Annotated in this window: 25 protein-coding genes and 1 pseudogene; 22 read left to right on the top strand and 4 right to left on the bottom strand. The window is 62.7% G+C overall.

Annotated features, from left to right (window positions below):
- Positions 1–158: 158 nt before the first annotated feature.
- Complete coding sequence (locus AC3D25_RS11405) at positions 159–3,566, bottom strand: Rne/Rng family ribonuclease (protein WP_488888503.1); 3,408 nt, start codon at positions 3,564–3,566, stop codon at positions 159–161.
- A gap of 627 nt (positions 3,567–4,193) precedes the next feature.
- Here AC3D25_RS11405 and AC3D25_RS11400 point away from each other — a divergent pair.
- Genes AC3D25_RS11400 through AC3D25_RS11380 form a run of 5 tightly spaced genes read left to right on the top strand, consistent with a single transcriptional unit; the run spans position 4,194 to position 7,542 of the window.
- Positions 4,194–4,472: a hypothetical protein gene (locus tag AC3D25_RS11400; RefSeq protein WP_488888502.1), complete on the top strand. Its 279-nt coding sequence runs from the start codon at positions 4,194–4,196 to the stop codon at positions 4,470–4,472.
- The gene (locus tag AC3D25_RS11395; protein ID WP_488888501.1) at positions 4,465–5,469 is read left to right on the top strand and encodes an RluA family pseudouridine synthase; all 1,005 of its coding nucleotides are present in this window, start codon (positions 4,465–4,467) and stop codon (positions 5,467–5,469) included. The genes AC3D25_RS11400 and AC3D25_RS11395 overlap by 8 nt, the downstream gene beginning before the upstream one ends.
- Complete coding sequence (locus tag AC3D25_RS11390; RefSeq protein ID WP_488888500.1) at positions 5,470–6,129, top strand: HAD-IIIA family hydrolase; 660 nt, start codon at positions 5,470–5,472, stop codon at positions 6,127–6,129.
- Positions 6,126–6,500: a Rieske (2Fe-2S) protein gene (locus AC3D25_RS11385; RefSeq protein WP_488888499.1), complete on the top strand. Its 375-nt coding sequence runs from the start codon at positions 6,126–6,128 to the stop codon at positions 6,498–6,500. Before AC3D25_RS11390 ends, AC3D25_RS11385 begins: the two co-directional genes overlap by 4 nt.
- 40 nt (positions 6,501–6,540) lie before the next feature.
- Entirely contained in the window at positions 6,541–7,542 is a 1,002-nt protein-coding gene (locus AC3D25_RS11380) for a S49 family peptidase (RefSeq protein WP_488888498.1), read from the top strand.
- Between the two features lie 129 nt (positions 7,543–7,671).
- On the opposite strand, the gene AC3D25_RS11375 is transcribed toward AC3D25_RS11380, so the two are convergent.
- The 3 genes from AC3D25_RS11375 to AC3D25_RS11365 form a co-directional block, all read right to left on the bottom strand.
- A complete protein-coding gene (locus AC3D25_RS11375) occupies positions 7,672–8,772 on the bottom strand; it encodes a fimbrial protein (RefSeq protein WP_488888497.1) in 1,101 nt (366 codons plus the stop codon).
- Between the two features lie 221 nt (positions 8,773–8,993).
- The gene (locus AC3D25_RS11370) at positions 8,994–9,713 is read right to left on the bottom strand and encodes an SAM-dependent methyltransferase (RefSeq protein WP_488888496.1); all 720 of its coding nucleotides are present in this window, start codon (positions 9,711–9,713) and stop codon (positions 8,994–8,996) included.
- A complete protein-coding gene (locus AC3D25_RS11365; protein WP_488888495.1) occupies positions 9,710–10,318 on the bottom strand; it encodes a Maf-like protein in 609 nt (202 codons plus the stop codon). The genes AC3D25_RS11370 and AC3D25_RS11365 overlap by 4 nt, the downstream gene beginning before the upstream one ends.
- A 309-nt stretch (positions 10,319–10,627) precedes the next feature.
- On the opposite strand from AC3D25_RS11365, the gene AC3D25_RS11360 reads away from it, so the two are divergent.
- The 17 genes and pseudogenes from AC3D25_RS11360 (at position 10,628) to rnc (ending at position 26,505) form a co-directional block, all read left to right on the top strand.
- Positions 10,628–11,281 (top strand): DUF177 domain-containing protein, encoded by a 654-nt coding sequence (locus AC3D25_RS11360; protein WP_488889667.1) that lies wholly within the window; start codon positions 10,628–10,630, stop codon positions 11,279–11,281.
- 104 nt (positions 11,282–11,385) lie between these two features.
- Positions 11,386–11,565 carry a 50S ribosomal protein L32 gene (rpmF, locus tag AC3D25_RS11355; RefSeq protein ID WP_047844776.1) on the top strand — a complete coding sequence of 60 codons (180 nt, stop codon included), beginning with the start codon at positions 11,386–11,388 and terminating at the stop codon, positions 11,563–11,565.
- A 129-nt stretch (positions 11,566–11,694) separates the two neighbouring features.
- Positions 11,695–12,822 (top strand): phosphate acyltransferase PlsX, encoded by a 1,128-nt coding sequence (gene plsX, locus AC3D25_RS11350; RefSeq protein ID WP_488888494.1) that lies wholly within the window; start codon positions 11,695–11,697, stop codon positions 12,820–12,822.
- Positions 12,822–13,811, top strand: a complete 990-nt coding sequence (locus tag AC3D25_RS11345; RefSeq protein ID WP_488888493.1) for a beta-ketoacyl-ACP synthase III — start codon at positions 12,822–12,824, stop codon at positions 13,809–13,811. The genes plsX and AC3D25_RS11345 overlap by 1 nt, the downstream gene beginning before the upstream one ends.
- A gap of 85 nt (positions 13,812–13,896) precedes the next feature.
- Positions 13,897–14,829 carry an ACP S-malonyltransferase gene (fabD, locus tag AC3D25_RS11340; RefSeq protein WP_488888492.1) on the top strand — a complete coding sequence of 311 codons (933 nt, stop codon included), beginning with the start codon at positions 13,897–13,899 and terminating at the stop codon, positions 14,827–14,829.
- A gap of 48 nt (positions 14,830–14,877) precedes the next feature.
- Positions 14,878–15,624, top strand: a complete 747-nt coding sequence (fabG, locus tag AC3D25_RS11335) for a 3-oxoacyl-ACP reductase FabG (RefSeq protein WP_488888491.1) — start codon at positions 14,878–14,880, stop codon at positions 15,622–15,624.
- A 245-nt stretch (positions 15,625–15,869) separates the two neighbouring features.
- The gene (gene acpP, locus AC3D25_RS11330; RefSeq protein ID WP_004197638.1) at positions 15,870–16,109 is read left to right on the top strand and encodes an acyl carrier protein; all 240 of its coding nucleotides are present in this window, start codon (positions 15,870–15,872) and stop codon (positions 16,107–16,109) included.
- A 145-nt stretch (positions 16,110–16,254) separates the two neighbouring features.
- A complete protein-coding gene (gene fabF, locus AC3D25_RS11325; RefSeq protein WP_488888490.1) occupies positions 16,255–17,493 on the top strand; it encodes a beta-ketoacyl-ACP synthase II in 1,239 nt (412 codons plus the stop codon).
- Between the two features lie 84 nt (positions 17,494–17,577).
- A pseudogene (locus AC3D25_RS11320) lies at positions 17,578–17,985 on the top strand (protein YgfX); the annotation flags it as partial.
- Positions 17,986–18,081: 96 nt separating this feature from the next.
- Entirely contained in the window at positions 18,082–18,681 is a 600-nt protein-coding gene (rpoE, locus tag AC3D25_RS11315; RefSeq protein WP_488888489.1) for an RNA polymerase sigma factor RpoE, read from the top strand.
- Between the two features lie 82 nt (positions 18,682–18,763).
- Entirely contained in the window at positions 18,764–19,396 is a 633-nt protein-coding gene (locus AC3D25_RS11310; RefSeq protein ID WP_488889666.1) for a sigma-E factor negative regulatory protein, read from the top strand.
- Positions 19,397–19,400: 4 nt separating this feature from the next.
- Entirely contained in the window at positions 19,401–20,444 is a 1,044-nt protein-coding gene (locus tag AC3D25_RS11305; protein ID WP_488888488.1) for a MucB/RseB C-terminal domain-containing protein, read from the top strand.
- 16 nt (positions 20,445–20,460) lie between these two features.
- The gene (locus AC3D25_RS11300) at positions 20,461–22,017 is read left to right on the top strand and encodes a DegQ family serine endoprotease (RefSeq protein ID WP_488888487.1); all 1,557 of its coding nucleotides are present in this window, start codon (positions 20,461–20,463) and stop codon (positions 22,015–22,017) included.
- Positions 22,004–22,285 (top strand): glutaredoxin family protein, encoded by a 282-nt coding sequence (locus AC3D25_RS11295; RefSeq protein WP_488888486.1) that lies wholly within the window; start codon positions 22,004–22,006, stop codon positions 22,283–22,285. The genes AC3D25_RS11300 and AC3D25_RS11295 overlap by 14 nt, the downstream gene beginning before the upstream one ends.
- 144 nt (positions 22,286–22,429) lie before the next feature.
- Positions 22,430–24,220 carry a translation elongation factor 4 gene (lepA, locus tag AC3D25_RS11290; protein ID WP_488888485.1) on the top strand — a complete coding sequence of 597 codons (1,791 nt, stop codon included), beginning with the start codon at positions 22,430–22,432 and terminating at the stop codon, positions 24,218–24,220.
- A 72-nt stretch (positions 24,221–24,292) separates the two neighbouring features.
- Positions 24,293–25,186: a signal peptidase I gene (gene lepB / locus AC3D25_RS11285; RefSeq protein WP_488888484.1), complete on the top strand. Its 894-nt coding sequence runs from the start codon at positions 24,293–24,295 to the stop codon at positions 25,184–25,186.
- Between the two features lie 239 nt (positions 25,187–25,425).
- Positions 25,426–26,505, top strand: coding sequence for a ribonuclease III (rnc, locus tag AC3D25_RS11280; protein ID WP_488888483.1), 1,080 nt, complete (start codon positions 25,426–25,428; stop codon positions 26,503–26,505).
- Positions 26,506–26,540: the final 35 nt, after the last annotated feature.

Genomic DNA, 26,540 nt, shown 5'->3' with positions numbered 1-26,540 from the left:
AGTATTTTCCTATTCTAACGGATGCACCGCTTCGGAACTTGCGGCCTATTTGTGCAGCCAACGCAAACCACTTATGCAAAAAAAACGCCACACGACTTTCGTCGGTGGCGTTTTTCTAAGCGCCGATACCCAAAGGCACCGGCGCGACGGGTTGACGCTTAGTGCGCGTCCTTGCCCGTTTCGACTTGCTGCATCGGCGCTGCGTCGAGCGGCGGCAACGGCTTGCGCTCACGCGGAGCGCGTTTCGGCGCTTCGAGTTGCGCGGCGGCAGTGGACGCGGCGCGGAGCTTGTCCTCGTCCGTGTTGACCCAGACGAGTCCCGCCGTGTCCAGCATCGGCTGCAGCGCTTCTTCCTTCAGCGGCGCAGCGGCCTGAACCGGCGATGCGGCCTGAACGGGCGCAGCGGCCTGAACCGGTGCCGGCGCGGCGGTTTCCACCGGCGCGAAGGTTTTAACCGGCTCCGACACGACCGGCGCGCTGGCTTCGGCCACGACCGGCGCGGCTGCGGCAACCGCTTCGACCGCGACCGATTCCGGCGATGCCACCACCGCCGCCGTCTTCACCGGCTCGGCTTCGACAGCAGGCGTTTCGACTGCAGGCGCGGCCACTTCGACAGGCTCGACAGCCTCAAGCGCCTTAGCCGGCTCGACGATTTCTGTCGTTTCCGCGGGCGTCGGTGCATCCGCGAACGGATCGACCTTGGTGTCGGAGAGCTTCGGCGTCGGTCCGAACGGGTTCTCGACCGGTTGCGACACCGGTTTCGTGAACAAGTCAGGCGTCGGAGCGAGGTTTTCTTGGGCCGTTTCGGTTTGCGACGTTTCGGCCCGCGCTTCCACGCGGGCTTCTTCGTGCAGCGCCGTCACGCTGGCAGCCGATTCGGCGACCGGCGCCGCAACAGCCGCCGCAACCGGCGCCGCAACAGCCGCCGCAACCGGCGCCACTGCTGCCTCTGCTGCTTCTGCCGCCTCTGCCTCTACCCGGCGCGGACGCTCAACGCGCGCCACCGGTTCCGCCACGACGCGTTCCTCGACGTCCTGCGAAACGCTGGTGTCGAACACGCCAGCTTGCGCCGACATGCTGTCCGTCGCGCCTTCGCTTTCCGCGAGATCCGCAGCGTGATTGACGGTCACGCCATCTTCTTCCCGCTCACGACGACCACCACGACGGCCCCGACGACGGCGGCGGCGTTCTTCACCGTCGCGTGCTGCCTGATCGCCTTGGGTCGAATCGAAGCCCGCATCCTGCGCGTCGGCCTTCGCCTGTGCGGCTTCGACGATATCGGCCGCGACCGTTTCGCCTTGCGTCAGCGCCTCGACGGCGGCTTCCGGCTGCGGCTTGCGGCGTTCACGACGCTCGCCGCGTTCCGGACGATCCGTCCCTTCCGTGCGTTCCGCTGCATTGCGATCCTGCCCGCGTTCGCCACGTTCGCCACGATTTTCACGCGGCTCGCGCGGTTCACGGCCTTCCCGTGCTTCGCGCGGTTCGCGATTCTCGCGCGGCTCGCGGCCTTCGCGTGCTTCACGACCCTCACGCGGCTCGCGGCCTTCACGGCCAGCGCGCGGTTCACGGCCTTCGCGTGCTTCACGCGGCTCACGACCCTCACGCGGCTCGCGATCGTCGCGACGGCCCTGACGGCCGCCCGTTCCCGCGGCTGCGCCGCCCGTGCCGGTTGCCGCAGCCGCGCTGTCACGCGGTGCTGCGCCGCCACGGCGATTGCGGTTGCGATCGCCGCCGCGTTCACCGGTGCGCTCGCCACGGTCAGCGCGATCGCGCGGAGCACGCGCGGGCGCGGCCGTTTCGACCGGTGCCGGCGCCGGAGCCGGTTCCGGCTGAATGCCGAACAGGTTCTTCAGCCAGCCGATAAACCCGCCCGCCGCCGGAGCGGGAGCCGCGACAACCGGAGCAGCCGCCACCGGCGCCGTTTTCACCGGTGCGCTCGGCGCCGGCTTTTCGGGCGTGATGCCCTTGACCACCGCTTCCTGCTTCGGCTTCACTTCCTCGGCGCGCTTGCTGTAGCCGGTTTCCGATTCCAGTTCGGTCGCGGCTTCGACGGCCATCTTCCACGAAGCGCGCGGCTCGTCGAGGCGCGCGTCGTCGTGACGCAGGCGTTCGAGCTTGTAATGCGGCGTTTCCAGATGCTTGTTCGGAATCAGGACGACGTTGACCTTGAAACGCGACTCGATCTTGTTGATTTCGCTGCGCTTTTCGTTCAACAGGAAGGCGGTCACTTCGACCGGCACCTGGCAATGGATTGCCGCGGTGTTTTCCTTCATCGCCTCTTCCTGAATGATCCGCAGCACTTGCAGCGCGGACGATTCGGTATCGCGGATATGGCCCGTGCCGTTACAGCGCGGGCACGTCACGTGGCTGCCTTCGGACAGCGCCGGACGCAGACGCTGACGCGACAGTTCCATCAGGCCGAAACGCGAAATCTTGCCCATCTGGACGCGCGCGCGGTCGTGCTTCAGCGCGTCTTTCAGGCGCTGTTCGACTTCGCGCTGGCTTTTCGCCGACTCCATGTCGATAAAGTCGATCACGATCAGGCCGCCCAGATCGCGCAAGCGCAACTGGCGCGCGACTTCGTCGGCGGCTTCGAGGTTCGTGCGCGTGGCCGTTTCCTCGATATCCGCGCCCTTGGTCGAGCGCGCCGAGTTCACGTCGATGGCAACGAGCGCCTCCGTGTGGTCGATCACGATCGCGCCGCCCGAGGGCAGCGGCACCGTGCGCGAATACGCGGTCTCGATCTGGTGCTCGATCTGGAAGCGCGAGAAGAGCGGTACGTCGTCGTGATAGCGCTTCACCTTCGAGAGGTTGTCGGGCATCACGATGTCCATGAAGGCGCGCGCCTGGTCATGGATTTCGGTCGTATCGATGAGAATTTCGCCGATATCCGGCTGGAAATAATCGCGAATCGCGCGAATCACGAGGCTGGATTCGAGATAAATCAGCATCGGCGTGCCGGCGACGCCGCTCTGCGACGCCGCTTCGATCGCGCGCCACAGTTGCATCAGGTAGTTCAGGTCCCACTGCAGTTCTTCGGCGGAACGGCCGATCCCCGCCGTGCGCGCGATGATGCTCATGCCTTCCGGCAATTCGAGCTGCGCCATGGTTTCGCGCAGTTCCTGACGCTCGTCACCTTCGATCCGGCGCGACACGCCGCCGCCGCGCGGGTTATTCGGCATCAGGACGAGATAGCGTCCGGCGAGCGAGATAAACGTGGTCAGGGCCGCGCCCTTGTTGCCGCGTTCTTCCTTTTCGACCTGAACGATCAGTTCCTGGCCTTCGCGCAGCGCGTCCTGGATGCGCGCGGAGCGCATGTCCACGCCTTCCTTGAAATACTGGCGGGCGACTTCCTTGAACGGGAGAAAACCGTGGCGGTCTTCGCCGTAGTTCACGAAACAGGCTTCGAGCGAAGGCTCGATGCGCGTCACGACTCCCTTGTAGATATTGCCTTTGCGCTGTTCGCGCCCGGCGGTTTCGATGTCGATATCGATGAGTTTTTGCCCATCGACGATGGCGACGCGCAATTCTTCTTGCTGCGTCGCGTTAAACAGCATGCGTTTCATTGAACGGCTCCAGAGCGGCTCTGCCGGCCTTCATCTAGCGAATTCGTGCGGTTGTCAGTCGCACGAAGCGGGAAGGCGGGCGCGCCGCGCTTTTTTGTGTTGTCACAAAAGCACGCTGGAGCGGGAGATCTGGCGGGGAGAATTGCCTGAAGCAGGACTGGAACCGTTTAAGCGACGGAGCGTAATCTCACGCGTCGCGGCGGCCAGACCTTGGGGCACATGCGAAACGGCTTCGACACGCCGTGCATCAACGCGGCTCGTGGCACTTGGGCGCGCACGCGGCTGGTTCGTTCGTCTCCTGGAGACCGTCCGAGCCGGCCACGCCGCCCGCAAAAATGCCGGAATTGTCCTGATGCGGCTTCGGGGCGCGGTCCGCGCAAACTGGCGCGATACGAATGACTGACCGACGACTTCGAAAGCCGCGGTCAGGCCGCGGCGGCAAGTCGTGGGCGTCGAAAGCTCCCGTCGACCTGCCTTGGGTGTCTCGCCTCATTGCGACATGCACTGCGCTTCGCCGGATTCAGCGCAGCTGGCAGTTCACATCGACGTTTCTTCGCAACCGGCGAGCTTTGATTTCCGCTCCGCTCGATACCTCTTGATACCCGAGCCGGAGCCGGAAGCTGCCCGATGTTGAGTCGGACGGCCTCGCATCTCGCCGATAAAATTCTTTTTTACCAAAAATCCGTTACCGGTCGGCGATCGACTCAACCGAACGCGCCTGTGGGCGTCGTCCCTGCCGCGCGATATCGCCGTGCGTGCAACTCGTTACTCGATTTTCCGGGTGAGCAACTGACCCTGGGCGCAAGTAAAATGATGGTTTATCGCCTGCACCTGTACAGTCTGATAATTCCGGCCAAATTTATTGGCTTTTTCAGATTGCTCGCAAATTATATTCAGAATGAATGAGTTAGGCAAAATATCCCAGCAAAAGCCCGCAAGCGAGCAGGTCTCGATGATCGAGATCGACGAAAACTCGGCCGGGCAGCGCATCGACAACTTCCTGCTGCGCGTCTGTAAGGGCGTGCCGAAGAGCCATATCTACCGTATTTTGCGCAGCGGCGAAGTGCGCGTGAACAAGGGCCGTATCGACGCCGCGTACCGGCTCGAAATCGGCGATCTCGTGCGCGTGCCGCCCATTCGGCTTGCGCAATCCGATGCGGCCCCGGTTTCGTCGAATGCGCCGGCCGCCGAGTTTCCCATTTTGTTCGAAGACGACCACATGATCGTCATCGACAAACCGTCGGGCGTCGCCGTTCACGGCGGCAGCGGCGTGGCATTCGGCGTGATCGAGCAATTGCGCAATGCGCGTCCGCAGGCCAAATTCCTCGAACTGGTGCATCGGCTCGACCGGGAAACCTCCGGCGTGCTGATGCTCGCCAAAAAGCGCTCGGCGCTCGTGAATTTGCACGAGCAAATCCGCGAGAATCGCATCGACAAGCGGTACTACGCGGTCGGCCACGGCGATTGGGACGCGGGCTGGGGGCGTCGGCGGACCGTGAAAGCGCCGCTGCACAAGTATCTGACCGCCGACGGCGAGCGCCGCGTGCGGATTCAGGAAGACGGCTTGCCGTCGCATACGGTGTTCAATTTGATCGAGCGCTGGAGCGATTACGCGTGGGTCGAGGCGGAACTCAAGACCGGGCGCACGCATCAGATCCGGGTCCACATGGCGAGCCTCGGGCTGCCAATCGCGGGCGACGCCAAGTACGGCGACTTCGCGCTGAACAAGGATTTGCTGCGCACGAACGCGAAACCGTCGCTCAAACGCATGTTTTTGCACGCTTACCGGCTGAAACTCGCGCATCCGGCGACCGGCGAAACGCTTCAGCTGGAAGCGCCGCTGCCCGCGGAATGCCGCCGGTTCATCGAACAACTCAAACAGCTATCAAGCGAGACCCAATAAATGGCCCGGCAGCAATTTGATCTGATCGTGTTCGACTGGGACGGCACGTTGATGGACTCCACGGTACACATTACGCGCAGCATTCAGGCGGCCTGCCGCGATCTCGGGCTGCCGGTTCCCGGCGACGAAGCCGCCAGTTACGTGATCGGACTCGGCTTGCGCGAGGCGCTGCAAATCGCCGCGCCGACGCTCGATCCCGCCGATTACCCGCGCCTCACCGAGCGTTATCGTTTCCACTATCTGGTGAAGGATCAGCAAACCGAGTTGTTCGATGGCGTGCGCGACATGCTGCGCGACCTGCGCGACGAAGGCTATCTGCTCGCGGTCGCGACGGGGAAAAGCCGGGTCGGCCTGAACCGCGCGCTCGATCAGTCGCGGCTCACGAGCCTCTTCGACGGCACCCGCTGCGCCGACGAAACCTTCTCGAAGCCGCACCCGGCGATGCTCCACGAACTCACGCGCGAACTGGGGCAGGATCTGAACCGCACGGTGATGGTCGGTGACACGACGCACGATCTGCAAATGGCGCTCAACGCTGGAGCTGCGGGCGTGGGCGTCGGTTACGGCGCGCATCGGGCGGATTCGCTGGCCGCGCTGCAGCCGAAATTTTGTGCCGATAGCGTCGCGTCGCTCGCGGGGTGGCTCCGGGAGAACGCATGAGCGACGCGGTCCGGATCTGTGCGGCTGAGGATTTGCTCGATGGCGGCGCGGGCGTTCGCCGCGCGGCCGCCGACAGCAGCGGCGACGCGGTGGTATTTTTCGTCCGTTACGATGGCAAGCCGCACGGCTACCTGAACCGTTGCGCGCACGTTCCGATGGAACTCGACTGGTCCGAGGGACAATTCTTCGAAAGCTCCGGGCTTTATCTGATGTGCGCGACGCACGGCGCGATCTACGAACCCGACACGGGTAAATGCGTCGGCGGCCCGTGCCGTGGCGCGCGGCTGCGCAAGGTCGAAGTGGAAGAGCGCGATACGCCCGAAGGCCGCGCCGTTTTCTGGCTGCCCGACGCCGATCTCCGTCCCGCTTGAATTTTTCATCCTATTTATTCTCTGGCCCTTCAGGCGACGCATGTCCGAACAAACACCGAACGAACCGAACGATCCTCTCGATCAACCCCGCCCCGCGCCCGCCGGCGAGAACTGGGAGCGCGCGGCGCTAGAGCGCATCGCGCTTGCCGCGATCAACGAACAGCGCGCCGCGCGGCGCTGGAAAATCTTCTTCCGCTTCGCGTTCCTGGCGGCGCTGGCTGCAATCGCGTGGGGCGTCTTCGATTTCACCGGCGGTGAAAAAGTATCGCGGACCGCGCGCCACACCGCGCTCGTCGATCTGCAAGGCGAAATCGCGGCCAACGGCGACGCCAGCGCCGACAACATCAACGGCGCGTTGCAGGACGCGTTCGAGGACGCGGGCACGGCGGGCGTGATCCTGCGTATCAACAGCCCGGGCGGCAGTCCGGTGCAGGCGGGCATTATCTATAGCGAAATCAAGCGTTTGCGTGCCAAATATCCGGCGAAACCGCTGTATGTCGTGGTGGACGACACGTGCGCGTCGGGTGGTTATTACGTCGCGGCGGCCGCGGACAAGATTTACGTAGACAAGGCGAGCATCGTCGGGTCGATCGGCGTGCTCATGGACGGTTTCGGCTTTACGGGCTTGATGGAGAAGCTGGGCGTCGAGCGGCGTCTCCACACGTCGGGCGAAAACAAGGGCGCGTTCGATCCGTTCTCGCCGGAAACGCCGAAAATGAACGAGCACGCGCAGCAAATGCTCGATGAGATCCACGCGCAGTTCATCGACGCCGTGAAAAAAGGCCGGGGCAAACGGCTCAAGGACGATCCGGAATTGTTCTCCGGCATGTTCTGGACGGGACAAAAGAGCATCGAACTGGGCCTCGCCGACGGCCTCGGCGACGCGGATTACGTGGCGCGCGAAGTCATCAAGCAGCCGGATATCGTCGATTACACGCAGAAGGAAAGCATCGGCGAAAAGGTCGCGCGGCGTTTCGGCGCGTCGATAGGCAATGCCGCCTTGCATACGCTGATGCTCGGCGGGAAGCTGCAGGTGCGCTGAACGGGTTTCTGCCGGGACGATCCAAGAGCAGTCCGGCTGCGCGAATTAAAAAAAGCCCCGCTTGTCGCAAGCGGGGCTTTTCTATATTTGGGTGCAACTTTGGGGCGAGGAAGCGAAACGAACGGCCCGCTAGTTGTAGGACATGGTGAAGGTGGCGAGCGCTTTAATGGAACCCGAAGCAAGTGTGCCGGTCGTCCTCACGTATCGCGCGGAAAGCGGAATCGTGAGATTGCCGGCCGGCGTTGCGCCGACGAGCCACTGATTGGTGGTGCCTGGCGCGGCCGAGTCGGGACCGTAGGAAACCTTGATGTCGCCCGATCGACGCAACTCAACGCCGACGCCCGCGGCGGTCGAGCCGCTCGCGAGACTGAGCACGTCGGTCGTGTTCGATGGGTTTGTCGCGTCGGTGAACGTAATCGACACTCGGGCTCCGGCCGCGCAAAAGAGATCCAGCGAGAATTGCTGCGATCCGGCGGCATCGCCCGCGGATTGGAGCGAGCGCGTGCTGATCGTAGGCAGTGTCACGGGAACGCTTGAATTCTGCACGGAGCAGGATTGCTGGCGAATCGTGCCGCTGGCGCTGCCGGTGTAGAGATCTGCCTGCGGCCAATCGTTCGGCTGGAAGTCATTTTTGAAGCCCACGCTGACTTTCGGCACCGATGTGAGTACAAGTGTTCCCGCCGCAATCGGACCTGTGGCCACTAACTCGGCGACGACCGAAGAGGGCATGGATTGATCACTCCAAATGGCTCCGGATCTGGGACAGGTCAGTTTTGCCGTTTGGTTGGTGATAACCGCGCTTCGCTCGTTGCATGCGTCTGCGTAAATGGTATAGCGAATGCCGAGGCCGGCAATACTGGTCGGATAGACGTCGGTCGTACCCGCGACGGGTGCAACGCTCACGTTGAAGTACGGCAAATGCGTCGCAGACGTGACAGCCGGCACAGTGGCGGTGAACTGGCAGGACATGACGAAAGGTTCCGGCGGCATGGTTTTGATCGTCTGGCCGGGACTTGCATCCTTGGGCACGGAAATGTAACCCGTGTTTAAGATTTTGGCCGCGTTGCCCATGCTGCAGGCCAGCGTGGCATAAGCGGATGAGGCCGAAAAGAGAAAAGCCATCGCAGCAAGCAAGCGGAGCGCATGCTTGAATGCGCGCAGGCTGGACGCAGACCCGGCAGGTCGCCCGCAAGCGTTGGAGGACGTCCTTTGCTGCACATCTTGACTCACTGAGCGGTTCCTTTTATTGAGCTGATTAGCGTCGCTAAGAAACTGGCAACGCGTGCCGGCATTTCGGACGCTTGCTTAGTGCGACGCCGAGTGCGGAATTGGAAGAAGCACTTTAATTGCTAAAATGTGTCGTCTAAATAAGACGAATCTCAGTCTCGAAATAGTCGCGACGGACAAAGTACCGAGTTAGATCGAGAATTGGTGCGCCGGGGCGCTCAGATTCAAGCGCCGAGCAGCAGGAAAATCGCGGGCCGCTTGTGCAACTCGGGCGCGGCCTTTTTCTTCCAGTCGGCGACGGTGCGCGTCAGGATCGTCTCGGTCGGCAGCGTCAGATCCACCGCGACGCACACCAACGTAGACGGCGCGCACGTTGCGATCAGCGTGTCCAGCAGCGCACGGTTCCGGTACGGCGTCTCGATAAAAATCTGCGTCTGGCTCGCCTTTCGCGACAACTGTTCCAGTTCGCGCAGACGCTTGCCGCGCTCGGCGGCATCGACGGGCAAATATCCGTTGAACGCGAAGCTCTGGCCGTTCATGCCCGACGCCATCAACGCCAGCAGGATCGAACTCGGACCGACGAAGGGGACCACTTTCACGCCGCGTTCGTGCGCGCGGCGGACCAGGAGCGCGCCCGGATCGGCGACGGCGGGGCAGCCCGCTTCCGAAACGAGCCCGGCGTCCGTGCCCGCGAGAATCGGTTTGAGCAGCTTTTCGACCTCGCCCGGCGGCGTGTTCACGTTGAGCTCGCGCACCTCGATTTCCTGGATCGGCCGTTCCGTGCCGACCTTTTTGAGGAACGCGCGCGTGGTCTTGGCGTTTTCGCCTATGTAATAGTGCAGCTTCGCGGCCTGCGCGCGGACGGGCTCGGGCAGGACTTCGGCGAGCGCGGCGGCGTCGCCCTCGCCGAGCGTGTTCGGGATCAGATAGAGGACGCCGCTCATGCTGCCCCCAATACCGGAAAGCCGGCGCGGCGCAACATGCGCGTGAGCGCGATCAACGGCAAGCCGATCAGCGCGGTTGGATCGTCGGATTCGATCGCCTCCAGCAGCGCGATGCCGAGACCTTCGGCTTTCGCGCTGCCCGCGCAGTCATACGGCGTTTCCGCCCGCAGATAGGCGTCGAATTCGGCGTCGGGCAGATCGCGAAAATTGACGCGCGTGACGATATCGGCCGACTGAACCTCGTCCGTGCGGCCGTCGAGGAGACACAGCGCGCTGTGAAATTCCACCCGGCGGCCGCGCATCGCCTGTAATTGCGCGAGCGCTTTCTCGTGACTGCCGGGCTTGCCGATCTGCTGGCCGTCGAAAGTGGCGACCTGATCCGAGCCGATCACAAGCGCTCCGGGCGCCTGCCGCGCGGCCGCGCGCGCCTTCGCGATCGACAGCCGGACGGCCGTTACTTCGGGCGTTTCGCCCGTAGCCGGCGTTTCGTCGATACCGGGCGCAATGACGTCGAACGGAATGCGCAGACGTTCGAGCAACGAGCGCCGATAAGGCGAACTCGACGCGAGAACAAGGCGCGGCGGCGGATTTGAAGCGTCGGACATGAGAGAGATCGCTAGAAAACAGTGAGAAAGAAGGGCGCGGCGCGCGGGATGCCGGCCGTCCCTTAAGTGTTTGACTCCAAAAGACAAAACCGATATAGTTTTGGGCTTTTCATCGGTATGTATTCTCGTTCAAAGCCGTAGCTGGACGCTGAACCGGCAGGTAACCCGGTCGATAAAGCAGCAAGACCACGCCTGAGTTTGCGCGATTTTCACTTCGGGCAAACCACACCAGCCGGAACGCATCGCGCGGTGCATACTGAAGTTTCATCGTTTCATCATAAGTACCACCGGCCCATTGCAGGAGCGCACATGACCCAAAATCCTGGCAAACCTGCGAGCCCCGCCGATCTGCGCGCGCTCGATGTTTTCGAGTTCGCCCAGAGCAACCGGCAAGCAGCCGGCGCCGTGCGCGTCTCGCAACTGCCGCGCATGTTAGCCGAAACCCCGGCGGATGCGCCAGACCGCGATACCGTGTTCACCTGGCAAGCCGAAGGGTCGACCCAGCCCGAATTGCAGGACAACGGCATCGAGGCGCCGCAGCCTTATTTGCGGCTCGCGGTGCACGGTTCGGTATGGATCGAGTGTCAGCGGTGCTTATCGCCGTATTCGCAGCATCTGGACGTCGATGCAACGTATCGCATCGTAACGACCGAAGAGGAAGCCGACGAGTTTCCGCTCGACGACGATGAAGTCGAGGTGATTGTTGGTTCGCGCCAATTTGATCTCGTCGACTTGATCGAAGAGGAGTTGTTGTTGGCCTTGCCGCTCGTGCCCAAGCACGACGTGTGTCCCGAAGTGCACGAGAGCCTGATCACCGGCGCCGAAGGCATCGAGGGCGAGCCCGCCGAGGGTTCGGAAGATGGTAGTGAAGGCGCTCCGGCAGGTGATGAACCCGTCCGCCCGAACCCGTTTGCCGCGCTCGAAAAGCTCAAGCAGGGCGGTCCCGGCGACAAGAAGCATTAATCCCGTGGCGCGATCCGCGCGCGGCAGGCTCGATTGGCTATTCGGCCATAGGCCGCCCGCCAGTCGAGCTGTGTTAGAATTCGCAAAATTTTTCTGGAGTTATCATGGCAGTTCAGCAAAACAAGAAATCGCCGTCCAAGCGCGGCATGCATCGTTCGCACGACTTCCTCACGGCAGCGCCGCTGGCCGTCGAGCCGAGCACGGGTGAAGTGCATCTGCGTCACCACGTGAGCCCGAACGGCTACTATCGTGGCAAGAAAGTCATCAAGACGAAGAACGACTAAGCGAACGACGGTCTCCCCGTCTCGCGTCACCGTTTTGAATTACGGTCGCTCGCGCTTGACATTTTCCCGGTTTGACAGAAAGGCGGCATTTATCTGCCGCTTTTTTGTGCCTGAAATTCGTCGCACTCCATGACTGTAAAGATCACCATCGACTGCATGGGAGGCGACCACGGCCCGGCCGTGACGGTTCCTGCTGCCGTCAGTTTCGTGCGCGCTCATCCCGATGCGCATTTGATGCTCGTCGGGATCGAGTCCGCGATACGCGCGCAACTCAAGAAGTGCAAGGCCGTCGACGAACCTCGTCTGACCGTCGTTTCAGCGACCGAAGTGGTCGCGATGGACGATCCGGTCGAAGTCGCTCTCCGCAAGAAAAAAGATTCATCGATGCGCGTCGCGCTGAACCTCGTGAAGGAGGGACAGGCGCAAGCGTGCATTTCCGCCGGCAACACCGGTGCGCTGATGGCCGTCTCCCGCTACGTTCTCAAGACGCTCGCCGGTATCGAACGGCCCGCCATCGCCTTCGCGATGCCGAGCCAGCGCGGCTACACGACCGTGCTCGACCTCGGCGCGAACGTCGATTGCGAGCCTCAGCATCTGCTCCAGTTCGCCGAAATGGGCCACGCGCTCGTCGCGGCGCTCGAAGGTCGCGAGCGGCCGACCATCGGTCTGCTCAATATCGGCGAAGAGGTCATCAAGGGCAACGAAACCATCAAGCGCGCGGGCGAACTGCTGCGCGCGAGCACGCTCAATTTCTACGGCAACGTGGAAGGAAACGACATCTATAAAGGCACGACGGATGTGGTGGTGTGCGATGGTTTCGTCGGCAATGTCGCGCTCAAGACCTCGGAAGGTCTCGCGAAAATGCTGACCGACATCATCAAGGAAGAGTTCGGCCGCTCGTTGCTCACGAAGGCGATGGCGCTCGTCGCGATGCCCGTGCTCAAACGTTTCAAGCGACGCGTCGATCCAGCGCAATACAACGGCGCGGCGCTGCTCGGCCTGCGCGGGCTGGTCATCAAGAGCCACGGCTCGGCCGAGGCGTTCGGGTTTGAGTGGGCTATCAAACGCGGGTATGATGCCGTCAAAAATGGCGTGCTCGAACGCCTCGTGCGCGCGATGGAAGAAAACGCCGCACCGTTGCAGCAAGCGGCGCTCGACGCGGGCGCGACGGGATCGGTTCTATCGGGCGCCGTCGCCGTTCCCGATCAGCCGAACCAGCCGGCCCAGCCCGGCGCCGCGCTACCCTCGAAGGCATAATGGCTCAATCCAATCTCTACTCACGCGTTATCGGCACGGGCAGTTATCTGCCGCCGGACCGCGTCACGAATCAGGATCTGGCGGACCGGCTCGCAAAGCAGGGTGTCGAAACAAGCGACGAATGGATCGTTGCGCGCACCGGCATCCACGCGCGGCATTTTGCCTCGGCCGATCAAACCACCAGCGATCTCGCGCTCGAAGCATCGCAAAAGGCGATCGAGGCAGCCGGGATCGACGCGCAATCCATCGATCTCATCATCGTCGCTACGTCGACGCCCGATTTCGTGTTCCCGAGCACGGCGTGCCTGCTGCAGAACAAGCTCGGCATCAAGAACGGCGGCGCGGCATTCGACATTCAGGCGGTCTGTTCCGGTTTCGCCTACGCGGTTGCAACCGCCGACGCGTTCATCAAGAGCGGCGCGCATCGCACGGCGCTGATCGTCGGCGCAGAAACCTTCTCGCGCATTCTGGATTTCAACGACCGCACGACCTGCGTGCTGTTCGGCGACGGCGCGGGCGCGGTGATCCTGCAGGCCTCGGACGAACCGGGCGTGCTGGCAAGCGCGCTCCACGCCGACGGCAGCCACGCGAGCATCCTGTGCACGCCGGGCAACGTGAACGGCGGCGTGATCGCCGGCAGCGCGTTCCTGCACATGGACGGCCAGGCAGTGTTCAAGCTCGCGGTCAACGTGCTGGAAAAGGTCGCGGTCGAAGCGCTCGAAAAAGCTGGCCTTTCGTCTAACGAGATCGACTGGTTGATCCCTCACCAGGCAAATATCCGCATCATGCAAAGCACCTGCCGCAAATTGCGTTTGCCGCAGGAGCGGATGGTCGTGACGGTCGGCGAACACGGCAACACGTCAGCGGCGTCGATTCCGCTCGCGCTCGATGTCGCCGTGCGAGACGGCCGTATTCAGCGCGGCCAGAACGTGCTGATCGAAGGCGTCGGCGGCGGCTTCACGTGGGGCGCGTCGGTATTCCGTTACTAAAGCGGCCGCTCGCGCCGCGGCCCGCTGTTTTTGCGCGGGCCGGTGAGCGCGCGCCCGCTCGCTTTCCCCATTCATCGAGGACGATATGAAATTTGCATTCGTTTTTCCCGGACAGGGTTCGCAGTCGATCGGCATGCTCAACGCATTCGCCGATCACGCCGTGGTGCGCGAGACCGTGCAGCAGGCATCCGACGCGCTCGGGCAGGATCTGGCCAAGCTGATCGCCGAGGGTCCGGCCGAGGAGCTTAATCTCACCACCAACACGCAGCCGGTCATGCTTACCGCCGCCTACGCGATTTATCGCGTGTGGGAGAAGGAAGTCGGCGTGCGTCCGGCGCTCGTCGCGGGGCATAGCCTCGGCGAGTACACGGCGCTGGTCGCGGCGGGCGCGCTCGCGTTCGCCGATGCCGTGCCGCTCGTGCGGTTTCGCGCGCAAGCCATGCAGAACGCGGTGCCGGTCGGGCAGGGCGGCATGGCGGCGATTCTCGGCCTCGACGACGACACCGTGCGCGCGGTTTGCGCGGAAGCGTCGGCGGCGGGTGTCGTCGAAGCGGTGAATTTCAATGCGCCGGCGCAAGTCGTGATCGCGGGCGCGAAGGCCGGCGTGGAGAAGGCGTGCGAACTGGCGAAGGCGAAGGGCGCGAAACGCGCGTTGCCGCTGCCGGTGTCGGCGCCGTTCCATTCGTCGTTGCTCAAGCCTGCTTCCGATCAACTGCGCGAATATCTCGCCGGTGTCGAGATCAAGGTGCCGGAGATTCCGCTGATCAATAATATCGATGTCGCCACGGCGTCCGAGCCGGCCGCAATCAAGGACGCGCTCGTTCGCCAGGCGGCGGGCCCGGTGCGCTGGGTGGAATGCGTCCAGGCGTTGGCGCGCGAAGGCGTGACGCACGTGGTGGAATGCGGTCCGGGCAAGGTGCTCGCGGGTCTCACCAAGCGGATCGACGGCACGCTCGTCGGCGCGTCGATTTTCGACCCGGCTTCGCTTGAGGAAACGCGCAAGCTGATCGCGGGCTGATCGCAAGTTAAAACTCGCAAGAACGGACTGAATACCGGACAGGACACGATGGAAAAGACTCTCGACAAACAAATCGCGATCGTCACCGGCGCGTCGCGCGGCATCGGCCGGGCAATCGCGCTGGAACTGGCGCGCTTGGGCGCGACGGTGATCGGCACGGCCACGAGCGAAAGCGGCGCTGCCAGCATCACCGAAGCATTCGCGGAAGCGGGCGTGACGGGCCGCGGCGCGGTGCTGAACGTGAACGACGCGGCTGCGGCCGACGCGTTCATCGACGCCACCGTCAAGGAGTTCGGCGGCCTCAACGTGCTGGTGAACAACGCGGGCATCACAAAAGACCAGCTCGCGATGCGCATGAAAGACGACGAATTCGACGCGGTCATCGATACCAACCTGCGTGCCGTGTTCCGCCTCTCGCGCGCCGTGCTGCGCCCGATGATGAAGGCGCGCGGCGGCCGGATCATCAACATTACGTCGGTGGTCGGGTCGTCGGGTAATCCGGGACAAGCGAACTACGCGGCCGCGAAAGCCGGCGTAGCGGGCATGACGCGGGCGCTCGCGCGCGAGATCGGCAGCCGCGGGATTACCGTGAACTGCGTCGCGCCGGGCTTTATCGATACCGACATGACCAAGGTTCTTCCGGAAGAGCAGCGGACGGCGCTTACCGCGCAGATCCCGCTCGGCCGGCTGGGCAGCACCAGTGACATTGCGCATGCCGTGGCGTTCTTGGCTTCGCCGTTTGCCGGCTATATCACCGGCACGACGCTGCACGTGAACGGCGGCATGTACATGTAATAGGGTATTCGTTTAATATCCGCGCCTTGAGCGGCGCGCAAAATGCTCGGGTGAGAGCGGCATTGGCGCGTTGGCGAAATGCGCGGTAAGGAACGATGTCGATGTAAATGCGCGGCGAGTTCGGATGTACGCTGAAGAAGCGCCACGCAAGGCATTACATGAATTGAAGGCGGTTTTTTGCAGGTGCAAACCTGATAAAATGCGCGCACTCGTATTTTTGAACTTAATTTCCCTCGGAGGGCTGCATGGACAATATCGAACAGCGCGTGAAGAAGATCGTCGCCGAACAACTGGGCGTCGCCGAAGCCGAAATCAAGAACGAAGCATCGTTCGTGAACGACCTGGGCGCTGATTCGCTCGACACCGTCGAACTGGTGATGGCTCTGGAAGACGAATTCGGCATGGAAATCCCGGATGAAGAAGCCGAGAAGATCACGACGGTTCAACAAGCAATCGACTACGCTCGCGCGAACGTCAAGGCCTAAGGCCAGACGCGCCAGCGAATTTCGTAGCTTCGGGCTTGCCGCTCTGTCGCGACCGAAACCGATTTAACAGCCACAGGGCTCACAGGGTGGTTTCCTGTAGCCCCTGTGGCTTTTGCTTTTTGTCATCTATGGAAAAGGGGTTACCGTGAGCCGTCGTCGTGTTGTTGTTACAGGCCTTGGGCTGATTTCGCCTGTCGGCAATACCGTTGCCGACGGCTGGTCGAATCTGGTGGCGGGCAAGTCCGGCATCGCCAATATCACCAAGTTCGACGCGTCGAACTTTTCGACTCGCTTCGCCGGCGAGGTGAAGGGCTTCAATGTTGAGGAGTACATGCCCGGCAAGGAAGCGCGCCATATGGACACCTTCATCCATTACGGCATCGCGGCGGGCGTGCAAGCCATGCAGGACAGCGGCCTCGAGATCTCCGAGGAAAACTCGGAGCGCGTGGGCGTTATCGTGGGTTCGGGTATCGGCGGCCTGCCGATGATCGAAGTCACGCAGACCGAACTGCTCAATCGCGGCCCGCGCCGCATTTCGCCGTTCTTCGTGCCCGCGTCGATCATCAACATGATCTCCGGCCATCTGTCGATCCGCTTCGGCCTCAAAGGCCCGAATCTCGCCATTGTCACGGCCTGTACGACGGGTCTGCACTGTATCGGCGAGGCTTCGCGCCTGATCGAATACGGCGACGCCGACGTGATGATCGCGGGCGGTTCGGAGGCGACGGTTTCGCCGCTCGGCGTCGGCGGTTTTGCGGCGGCGCGTGCGCTCTCGCAGCGCAACGACGATCCGGCGACCGCCAGCCGTCCGTGGGACAAGGATCGCGACGGTTTCGTGCTCGGTGAAGGCGCTGGCGTGATGGTGCTGGAAGAGTACGAGCACGCGAAGGCGCGCGGCGCGAAAATCTACGCAGAAGTCACGGGCTACGGCATGAGCGGCGACGCGTACCACATGACCGCTCCGCCCGAAGACGGCGACGGCGGCCGCCGCAGCATGCTCAACGCGATGAAAAACGCGAAGGTCAACCCGGATGAAGTGCACTATTTGAACGCGCACGGCACGTCCACGCCGCTCGGCGACATGGCGGAAACCACCGGCATCAAGCGCGCGTTCGGCGACCACGCGAAAAGCATGGTCGTCAATTCGACCAAATCGATGACCGGGCACTTGCTCGGCGGGGCTGGCGGGCTGGAATCGGTATTCACGGTCCTGGCTATCCACCATCAGATTTCGCCGCCGACCATCAACATCTTCAACCAGGACCCCGCCTGCGACCTGGATTACTGCGCAAACACGGCGCGGGACATGAAGATCGATGTTGCGCTGAAAAACTCGTTCGGCTTCGGCGGAACGAACGGCACGCTCGTTTTCAAGCGTCATTGAGCCGCCGTTGAGCGTTCTGCGTCCGGTTATGCCCAGGGGAAAGGCGTTGCCGGACGCGAATGGCGCGTCTGGCTTCAGCTAGGCCGTTCATGGGGCCTGCGTTGTGCGGTGACGGGTTTTATCGGCGTGGCGACGCTGGCGGTCTTTCGCTGCGTGGTCGAGAACGCCACCCGCGCACCGATTTTCGACGCACCGGTCGTGGCCGCACTCTGCGCGCTGGCGCTCGGCGCGCTAGCCCGGGCTTGGGAGCGGCGCCAGCCGCCCGCTTTCAGTCTGGGGATCGACGGAATCGTCATGTTCGACGCGCGCGGCGGGTCGCGCCATCTCCGCATTACCGGTTGCGCGCAATGGAGCGATATCCTGCTCGCGCTTACGCTACAACCGGAAGGCGGCCGCCCGGAGCGGTTGATCGTCGCCGCCGACGCCGTCGATCCCGATACGTTCAGGGAATTGTCCGTCCGCGCTCGCCGGGGCGCCGAGGCGAAGCTGTAAAGACTGTAACCGCTGATGAGCACGCAGCGTGGTCCGTGGACGGTAACGCTACAATAGCCGTCCGCGATGCACCCCAAAAGTTAACGGATTTCCCAGGTGAGCGAAAAAGAAATCGACCAAGTGCTGGTCGAACGCGTGCAGAAGGGCGATAAGGCGGCGTTTGAATTACTAGTCGCCAAATACCAACGCAAGATCATCCGATTGATCTCGCGCCTCGTGCGGGACCCCGCCGAGGTCGAGGACGTAGCGCAGGACGCGTTTATCAAGGCGTACCGCGCTTTGCCGCAATTTCGTGGCGAATCGGCGTTTTATACCTGGCTTTACCGTATTGCGGTCAATACCGCAAAGAATTACCTTGCCACTCAGGGACGCCGCGCACCCACTTCTACCGAAGCAGATGCGGAAGAAGCGGAAACTTTCTCCGACGCGGACCAACTAAGGGATATCAACACGCCCGAGTCGATGTTGATGAGCAAGCAGATCGCCCAGACGGTCAATGCTGCGATGGCGGTTTTACCGGAAGAATTGCGCACCGCCATTACTCTTCGTGAAATTGAAGGATTGAGTTACGAGGAAATCGCCGAAATGATGGGTTGCCCGATCGGAACCGTCAGATCCAGAATTTTTCGTGCTCGCGAAGCCATTGCGGCAAAATTGCGTCCTTTGTTGGACACTCCTGAAGGCAAACGCTGGTAGACAGCGAGGTTGCGCGGGGACTGGGACGCGATATCTGAGTTAGTTGGTGTCACTACGGGATGTAGTCAAGATGGGGAGCATCATGGGGTCGGTCTCGATGCAGTCACAAGCAGGCTCGCGCGGCGAGCGGATGTCGGCGTTCGTTGACGGGGAATCGCTCGGCGAGATTGGGAACATCAGTCAATTTCTCGCGGATCTGAGCAATCAGGATCGCGCGGCGTGGTCGGATTACCATTTGATCGGCGACGCGCTGCGTTCCGACGATCTGGCGGTCAGTCCTGCGACCAGCAGCGCGTTCATGGCCGCGTTCTCGCAACGTTTCGAGGCGGAAGCTCACGTGCTCGCGCCCGCCGCGCTGCCCGCTGTAAGCGAAGCGAAGGCGCGTGGCGGCCTGCTGCGTCGTCGCGTGGTGCCGGCTTTTGCCGTTGCCGCCGCCGCGGCCACGCTGACGTGGATCGTCGTGCCGCAGTTGCAGGGCGTCGACAACCACGCTGGCAGCGCTCAGATGGCGAGCGCCGCGCCGGATTCGCTGCAACGCGTGGCCATGGCTTCGCTGCCCGCCGCGACGGTGCAGACGCCGGTGGTGGAAGCGAATATCATCCGCGACGCCAATCTGGATCAGTATCTCGAAGCGCATCAGCAGTTTTCGCAACAGCCCGTGGTGCCCGGCTCGATGCCTTTGATTCGCGCTGCCGTCACCTCGCAAGGCCAATAATCTGATGCAAAGTTTGCGGTTGAACAAAACGACGTACTGGGGGCGGTTGCCGGCTTTGATGTTCTGCGCGGCCGCGTTGTTTTCCGCAACATCGAGCGCAATGGCTCAAGGCGACGATCCGATCGCCACGCGCAAGACCGCCGCGGAATTGCTCAACCGGATTCACGAGGCCGCTCAGCAGCAGAATTACGAGGGCACGTTCGTGTATCAGCGGGGCGCGACGGTGCAGTCGTCGCGTATCGTGCATGCGGCCGCGCGCGGCGAGGGCGAGTACGAATCGCTGGAAAGTCTCGACGGCAAGCCCCGCAAGATGCTTCGCCACGACGACGACATGTACACCTTCGTGCCCGAACGGCATTTGCTGGTCGTGGAAAAGCGCCAGAGCAAGGATTCGTTTCCCGCGCTGCTAGCCGCGAGCGGCGAGCAGGTGCTGTCGGTCTACGAGCCGAAATTGCTCGGCAGCGACCGTGTCGCGGGCCTCGACAGTCAGGTCGTCGAACTCGATCCGAAAGATTCCTATCGTTTTGTCTACAAGTTATGGGCCGATTCGCGCACGGGTTTGCTGCTACGCGCGCAAACGCTCGATCCGGACGGTCAGGTTCTGGAGCAGTTATCGTTTTCGCAGGTGCGGATCGGCGGTTCGGTCGATCGCGCGCCGATTGTGAACGGCATCAAGAGCACGGCGGGCTGGACGATCGTGCGTCCGCCAGTGCAGGCCGTCGATATGGCGGCGCAGGGGTGGCAAATGACGCCGAACGTGCCGGGTTTCCGGATCATCCGCGAATTGCGTCGTCCGATGGCGTCGCGTGAAGCGGGCCAGCCGCCCATTCCCGTCGATCAGGCCGTTTATTCCGACGGTCTCGCCGCGATTTCGATTTTTGTCGAGCCGGTGGAGAAAAATTCGCGTAAGGAAGGGGCCGGCAGCAACGGCGCGACGCATGTGCTGGTCAAGCGTCGTGGCGATTTCTGGATAACCTTGCTCGGCGAGGTTCCGCAGGCCACATTGCAGCAATTTGCTTCTGCCATAGAATACAAGCCTTCCAAGTAATCCCACGGCCAACGATATGAGCAACTTCTCGCTGCGTAAATTTTTCGCGGCCGCGGCAGTCGCCGCGTGCCTGCCGTTCGTCAGCCTCGCGAGCCCGTCGGCCGCGGCGGCGACACCGGCAGCGAGCTTGCCCGATTTCACCACGCTGGTCGACCGGGTTGGGCCGTCGGTCGTCAATATCCGCACGACATCGCGTGTCGGCACGAGTTCGGATCTGCGCGGCCTGCCGCCCGGCATGGACGACGGCGACATGTCCGAGTTTTTCCGCCGCTTCTTCGGGATTCCGATGCCCGGACAGCCCGCACAGCCGGGCGCGCCGCGCGGCGGCAATGGCGACAACGGCGGTCAGGGCGGCGGCGGCAAGGGCAACAACCGCGGCGGCCCGCCGTCGGATAATTCAGATAACCAGGACAATTCCGAGCAAAGCAGCGGCGTTGGCTCCGGGTTCATCCTGTCGGCGGACGGCTACGTGATGACCAACGCGCACGTCGTCGACGACGCGGACACCATCTACGTCACGCTCACCGACAAACGCGAGTTCAAGGCGAAGCTTGTCGGCGTCGACGAACGCACGGACGTCGCGGTCGTGAAGATCCAGGCGACGAACCTCCCGGCCATCACGATTGGCGATTCGAACAAAGTGCGCGTCGGCGAATGGGTGCTGGCGATCGGCTCGCCGTTCGGCCTCGACAACACGGTCACGGCCGGCATCGTGAGCGCGAAGGGCCGCGATACGGGCGACTACTTGCCGTTCATCCAGACTGACGTCGCGGTGAATCCGGGCAATTCCGGCGGCCCGCTCATCAACATGGCGGGCGAGGTAATCGGCATCAATTCGCAGATCTACAGCCGCACCGGCGGTTTCATGGGCATTTCGTTCGCGATTCCGATCGACGAAGCCATGCGCGTCGCCGAGCAGTTGAAGACGACGGGCAAGGTCGTGCGCGGGCGGATCGCAGTGGCGATCGGCGAAGTGACGAAGGACGTCGCCGACTCGCTCGGCTTGCCGAAAGCGCAGGGCGCGCTGGTGTCGAGCGTCGAGGCAGGCGGTCCGGCCGACAAGGCGGGCATCCAGCCGGGCGATATCATCACGCGCTACAACGGCCATAGCGTCGATACGGCGACCGACCTGCCGCGTTTGGTCGGCGATACGAAGCCGGGCACGAAGGCCACCATCACCGTGTGGCGCAAGGGTCAGTCGCGCGAACTGCCCATCACGATCGCCGAAATGCAGCCGGACAAGGTCGCGAAAACCGACGACAAGAAACCGCCCGCGCCGAAAGAACGCGCGAGCAACGCGCTCGGCATGGCCGTGAGCGATATCCCGGCCGATCAGAAAAAGGCGCTCAAGCTGACGAGCGGCGTGATGGTCGATGCCGTGGAAGGTCCGGCGGCACGCGCGGGCTTCCAGAAGGGCGATATCGTGCTGCGGATCGGCGACACCGATATCACGAGCGCCAAGCAGTTCGAGGCGGCCGCGCAAAATCTCGACCCGAGCAAGATGGTCGCGGTGCTCGTACGTCGCGGCGACAACACGCAATTCGTGCCGCTGCGCCCGCGTGCAGCAAAGTGATCCGCACGGTGTGAAACCCGCGCCGCTCGTGCTGTTCGGGCGCGCGTGGTGTCATCTTTGCGACGATTTATACGCGGCGCTCGAACCGCTGGCAGCGGAATTCGGCATCGAAATCGAGACCGTCGATATCGACGCGCAGCCCGAACTTGTGGCGCTCTACGACGAACGCGTTCCGGTGCTGACGCTCGATGGCGTTGAACTTTGTCACTACCATCTGGACGCGCCGCGCGTTCGGGCCGCGCTGGAAGCACGCCGGGCATCGACGTGAATGTGCCGGGCGTCCGACTGGGCGTCGTCCGTAAAAACCGACGGCCGAACCCCTTTTCAGCTAAAATGCTGGGGTTTTCCCCCTATTTTCAAGGCGTGCTCCGCGTTTAGTCAGGGCGCGCCTTTTTCGCTTGATCGGCACTGAATGAATCATATTCGTAACTTTTCGATCATTGCGCACATCGATCACGGCAAGTCCACGCTCGCCGATCGCATCATCCATTTGTGCGGCGGCCTGTCCGATCGCGAGATGGAAGCGCAGGTTCTCGACTCGATGGATATCGAGCGCGAACGAGGCATCACGATCAAGGCGCAGACCGCGGCGCTGAGCTACAAGGCCCGCGACGGCCAGATCTACAACCTCAACCTGATCGACACACCCGGACACGTCGACTTCTCCTACGAAGTCAGCCGTTCGCTGTCGGCGTGCGAGGGCGCGCTGCTCGTGGTCGACGCGAGCCAGGGCGTCGAGGCGCAGACGGTGGCGAACTGCTACACGGCAATCGAACTCGGCGTGGAAGTCGTGCCGGTGTTGAACAAGATCGATCTGCCCGCTGCCGATCCCGAAAACGCGATCGCGGAAATCGAGGACGTGATCGGTATCGACGCGACCGACGCCACGCATTGCAGCGCGAAGACCGGCCTCGGCGTGGTCGACGTGCTGGAAGCGCTGATCGCGAAAGTCCCGCCGCCGAAGGGCGATCCGGAAGCGCCGCTGCAGGCGCTGATCATCGATTCCTGGTTCGACAACTACGTCGGCGTCGTGATGCTCGTGCGTATCAAGAACGGCACGCTGCGTCCGAAGGACAAGATCAAGATGATGGCGACCGACGCGCAGTATCCGGTCGAGCATCTCGGCGTGTTCGCGCCGAAGGCCACGAACCTCGCGTCGCTGTCGGCGGGACAGGTGGGCTTCATCATCGCGGGCATCAAGGAATTGCAGGCCGCGAAGGTCGGCGACACGATCACGCACGTCGCGCGACCCGCAACCGAACCGCTGCCGGGCTTCAAGGAAGTGAAGCCGCAGGTGTTCGCGGGGCTTTATCCGGTCGAGGCGAACCAGTACGACGCGCTGCGCGATTCGCTCGAAAAGCTGAAGCTGAACGACGCGTCGCTCCAGTACGAGCCGGAAGTGTCGCAGGCGCTCGGTTTCGGTTTCCGATGCGGCTTCCTTGGGCTTCTGCACATGGAAATCGTCCAGGAACGGCTCGAGCGCGAGTTCGACATGGACCTCATCACGACCGCGCCGACCGTGGTCTACGAAGTCATCAAGCGTGACGGCGAGCTCATCCACGTCGAGAATCCGGCGAAGATGCCGGAGCCGTCGTATATCGAGGAAGTGCGCGAGCCGATCGTCACCGTGAACCTCTATATGCCGCAGGAGTATGTCGGCTCGGTCATCACGCTGTGTACGAACAAGCGCGGCCAGCAGATCAACATGCTCTATCACGGCCGTCAGGTGCAACTCACCTACGAGATTCCGATGGCGGAAATCGTGCTCGATTTCTTCGACCGGCTGAAGTCCACCTCGCGCGGTTATGCGTCGATGGATTACGAGTTCAAGGAATATCGCGCGGCGGATGTGGTCAAGGTGGACATGCTCATCAATGGCGACAAGGTCGACGCGTTGTCGGTCATCACGCACCGTTCGCAGAGCCAGCATCGCGGGCGCGAAGTGGCGTCGAAGATGCGCGAACTGATCCCGCGCCAGATGTACGACGTCGCGATTCAGGCGACCATCGGCGCGAACATCATCGCGCGCGAGAACATCAAGGCGCTGCGCAAGAACGTGCTGGCGAAGTGCTACGGCGGCGATATCTCGCGCAAGAAAAAGCTGCTCGAAAAGCAGAAAGCGGGCAAGAAGCGGATGAAGCAGGTTGGTTCCGTCGAGATTCCCCAAGAGGCGTTCCTCGCGATTCTTCGCGTCGAAGATTGATCGCGGCGGCCTTCGGGCTGTTCAGCGATTGCCGTCGAACCCATACTTTCAGAAACACACCGGAACCGATTGATGAATTTTGCGTTGATTCTTTTGATCCTCGTCTTGTTGACGGGTGTTGCATGGGTTCTCGATAAACTGGTTTTCCTGCCGCAGCGGCGCCGCGCCGCCGAGGCCGCGGTCGCGGAGTTCGACCGCCAGCAGGAGCGCGTGGGCGAGCGCTTCGCCGATGAAAACGCCGCGCAAACGCGCTCGCGTCTTCACGACGAAAAACTTCGCCAGCCGTGGTGGCTCGAATATTCGGCGAGCTTTTTCCCGGTCATTCTGGTCGTGTTCGTCGTGCGGTCGTTCGTGGTCGAGCCGTTCAAGATTCCGTCGGGGTCGATGGTGCCGACGCTGCTCGTGGGCGACTTCATCCTTGTGAACAAGTTCGAATACGGTCTGCGTCTGCCGATCAGCAACACAAAACTCACGAACGGCAGCCCGCTCTCGCGCGGCGACGTTGTCGTGTTTCGTTACCCGAAAGACGAATCGGTCGATTACATCAAGCGCGTGATCGGCCTGCCGGGCGACACGGTCGCGTATCAGGACAAGAAACTGACGATCAACGGCAAGCCGGTTCCGGAAACGGCGCTGCCCGATTACTTCGACGACGAACGCATCGGCTACGCGAAGCACTTCGAAGAAGACTTGGGCGGCCGCAAGAACGCGATCCTGAACAACACGGCCGTGCCGCCGTTCGTGATCGGCGCGGACGACTTCCCGTTCCGCGACAACTGCGTGTACAACGCGCAGGGCGTGACGTGCAAGGTGCCGGCGGGCCACTACTTCATGATGGGCGACAACCGCGACAACAGTGCGGACAGCCGCTACTGGGGTTTCGTGCCGGACCAGAACGTCGTCGGCCGCGCGTTCTTTATCTGGATGAACTTCAGCGACCTCAAACGCGTGGGCTCGTTCAAGTAATGTCCGTCGCAACGCCAACACGCTGATTCGCGCGAACACGCCGCTCAATGTGCGGCGTGTTCGTTTTGCGCGGCGCGAGTGATCGATCGTCGATCGTCGCGCGTCGCGCATTTCGTCTCACGCATTTCCTCTCATCTTCGAAACTGCGTGAAGAAGGTCGGCTAACGCTTTTTCACCACGCCTTTTTTGCGCTGTGCGGCCGGATTCGCCCCTTCCGGCGCCCGCGTTATACTCTGTCCATGCCCTCAACCCCGTTGGAAAGCCGGCTGCGGTACGAATTTCGCAATGCGGAATTGCTGCGCCAGGCGATGACTCACCGCAGTCACAGTGCCACGCACAACGAACGGCTCGAATTTCTCGGAGATTCCGTTCTAAATTGCGTGGTGGCTGCGCTTTTGTTCCAACGATTCGCAAAACTGGACGAAGGCGATCTTTCTCGCGTGCGTGCGAACCTAGTCAAGCAACAATCGCTTTATGAGATTGCGCAGGCTTTGAACGTTTCGGAATCGTTGCGGCTGGGCGAAGGCGAGTTGCGTAGTGGCGGTTTTCGCCGTCCGTCGATTCTCGCCGACACGCTCGAAGCCATTTTCGGCGCGGTCTTTCTCGACGGCGGATTCGACGCGGCGCACACGGTCATCAAGCGGCTTTACGCGCCCATCCTCGATAGCATCGATCCACGCACCATTGGCAAGGACGCGAAGACGCTGCTGCAGGAATATCTGCAGGGCCACAAGATCGCGCTGCCGACTTACACGGTCGTCGCGACGCACGGCGCCGCGCACAACCAGCAGTTCGAAGTCGAATGCACCGTGCCGAAGCTCGACGTGAAAGTGTCCGGCTCGGGCGCGAGCCGGCGCGCGGCCGAGCAGGCGGCGGCAAAGAAGGCGCTCGACGACGTGATCGCCGCCGCGCCCGCGCTCGCCGTCAAGCCGAAGCGCAAGGGCGCGCGCGCCGCGAAGCATCTCGAAGCCGAGGTCGTGCCGGGCGTGACGGGCGTCCAGACCGCGCTCGATCTGCGTTCGCCGAGCGCGAAGGAACGTGCGCGTAACGGCGAGATCGCGCCGCTCGCGGTGATCCGCGCGGCGCATGTCGAGCCTTCGGCGGGTGCGTTTGCCTCGGCCGAAAAGCCGGCCGATAAGCCCGAGCGTCACACGCTTCACCGCACATCCGATAAAACCGAGCGCGCCGAGTCCAGCGGTGGCGAGACCAATGCGGCCGCAGTCGCCACGCCCGCCGACACCAGCCAGACCCGCGAGACCCACGAGCAGCACGAATCGCAAGAAACCCGTGTTGCACGCGCGGCCGACGCCGGCCACTGACGCCTTATATTCCGGCGCGCCGCGCGCGCCCAACG

Source organism: Caballeronia sp. SL1002, assembly GCF_057814995.1.
This window is presented reverse-complemented; position numbering and strand designations above follow the sequence as displayed.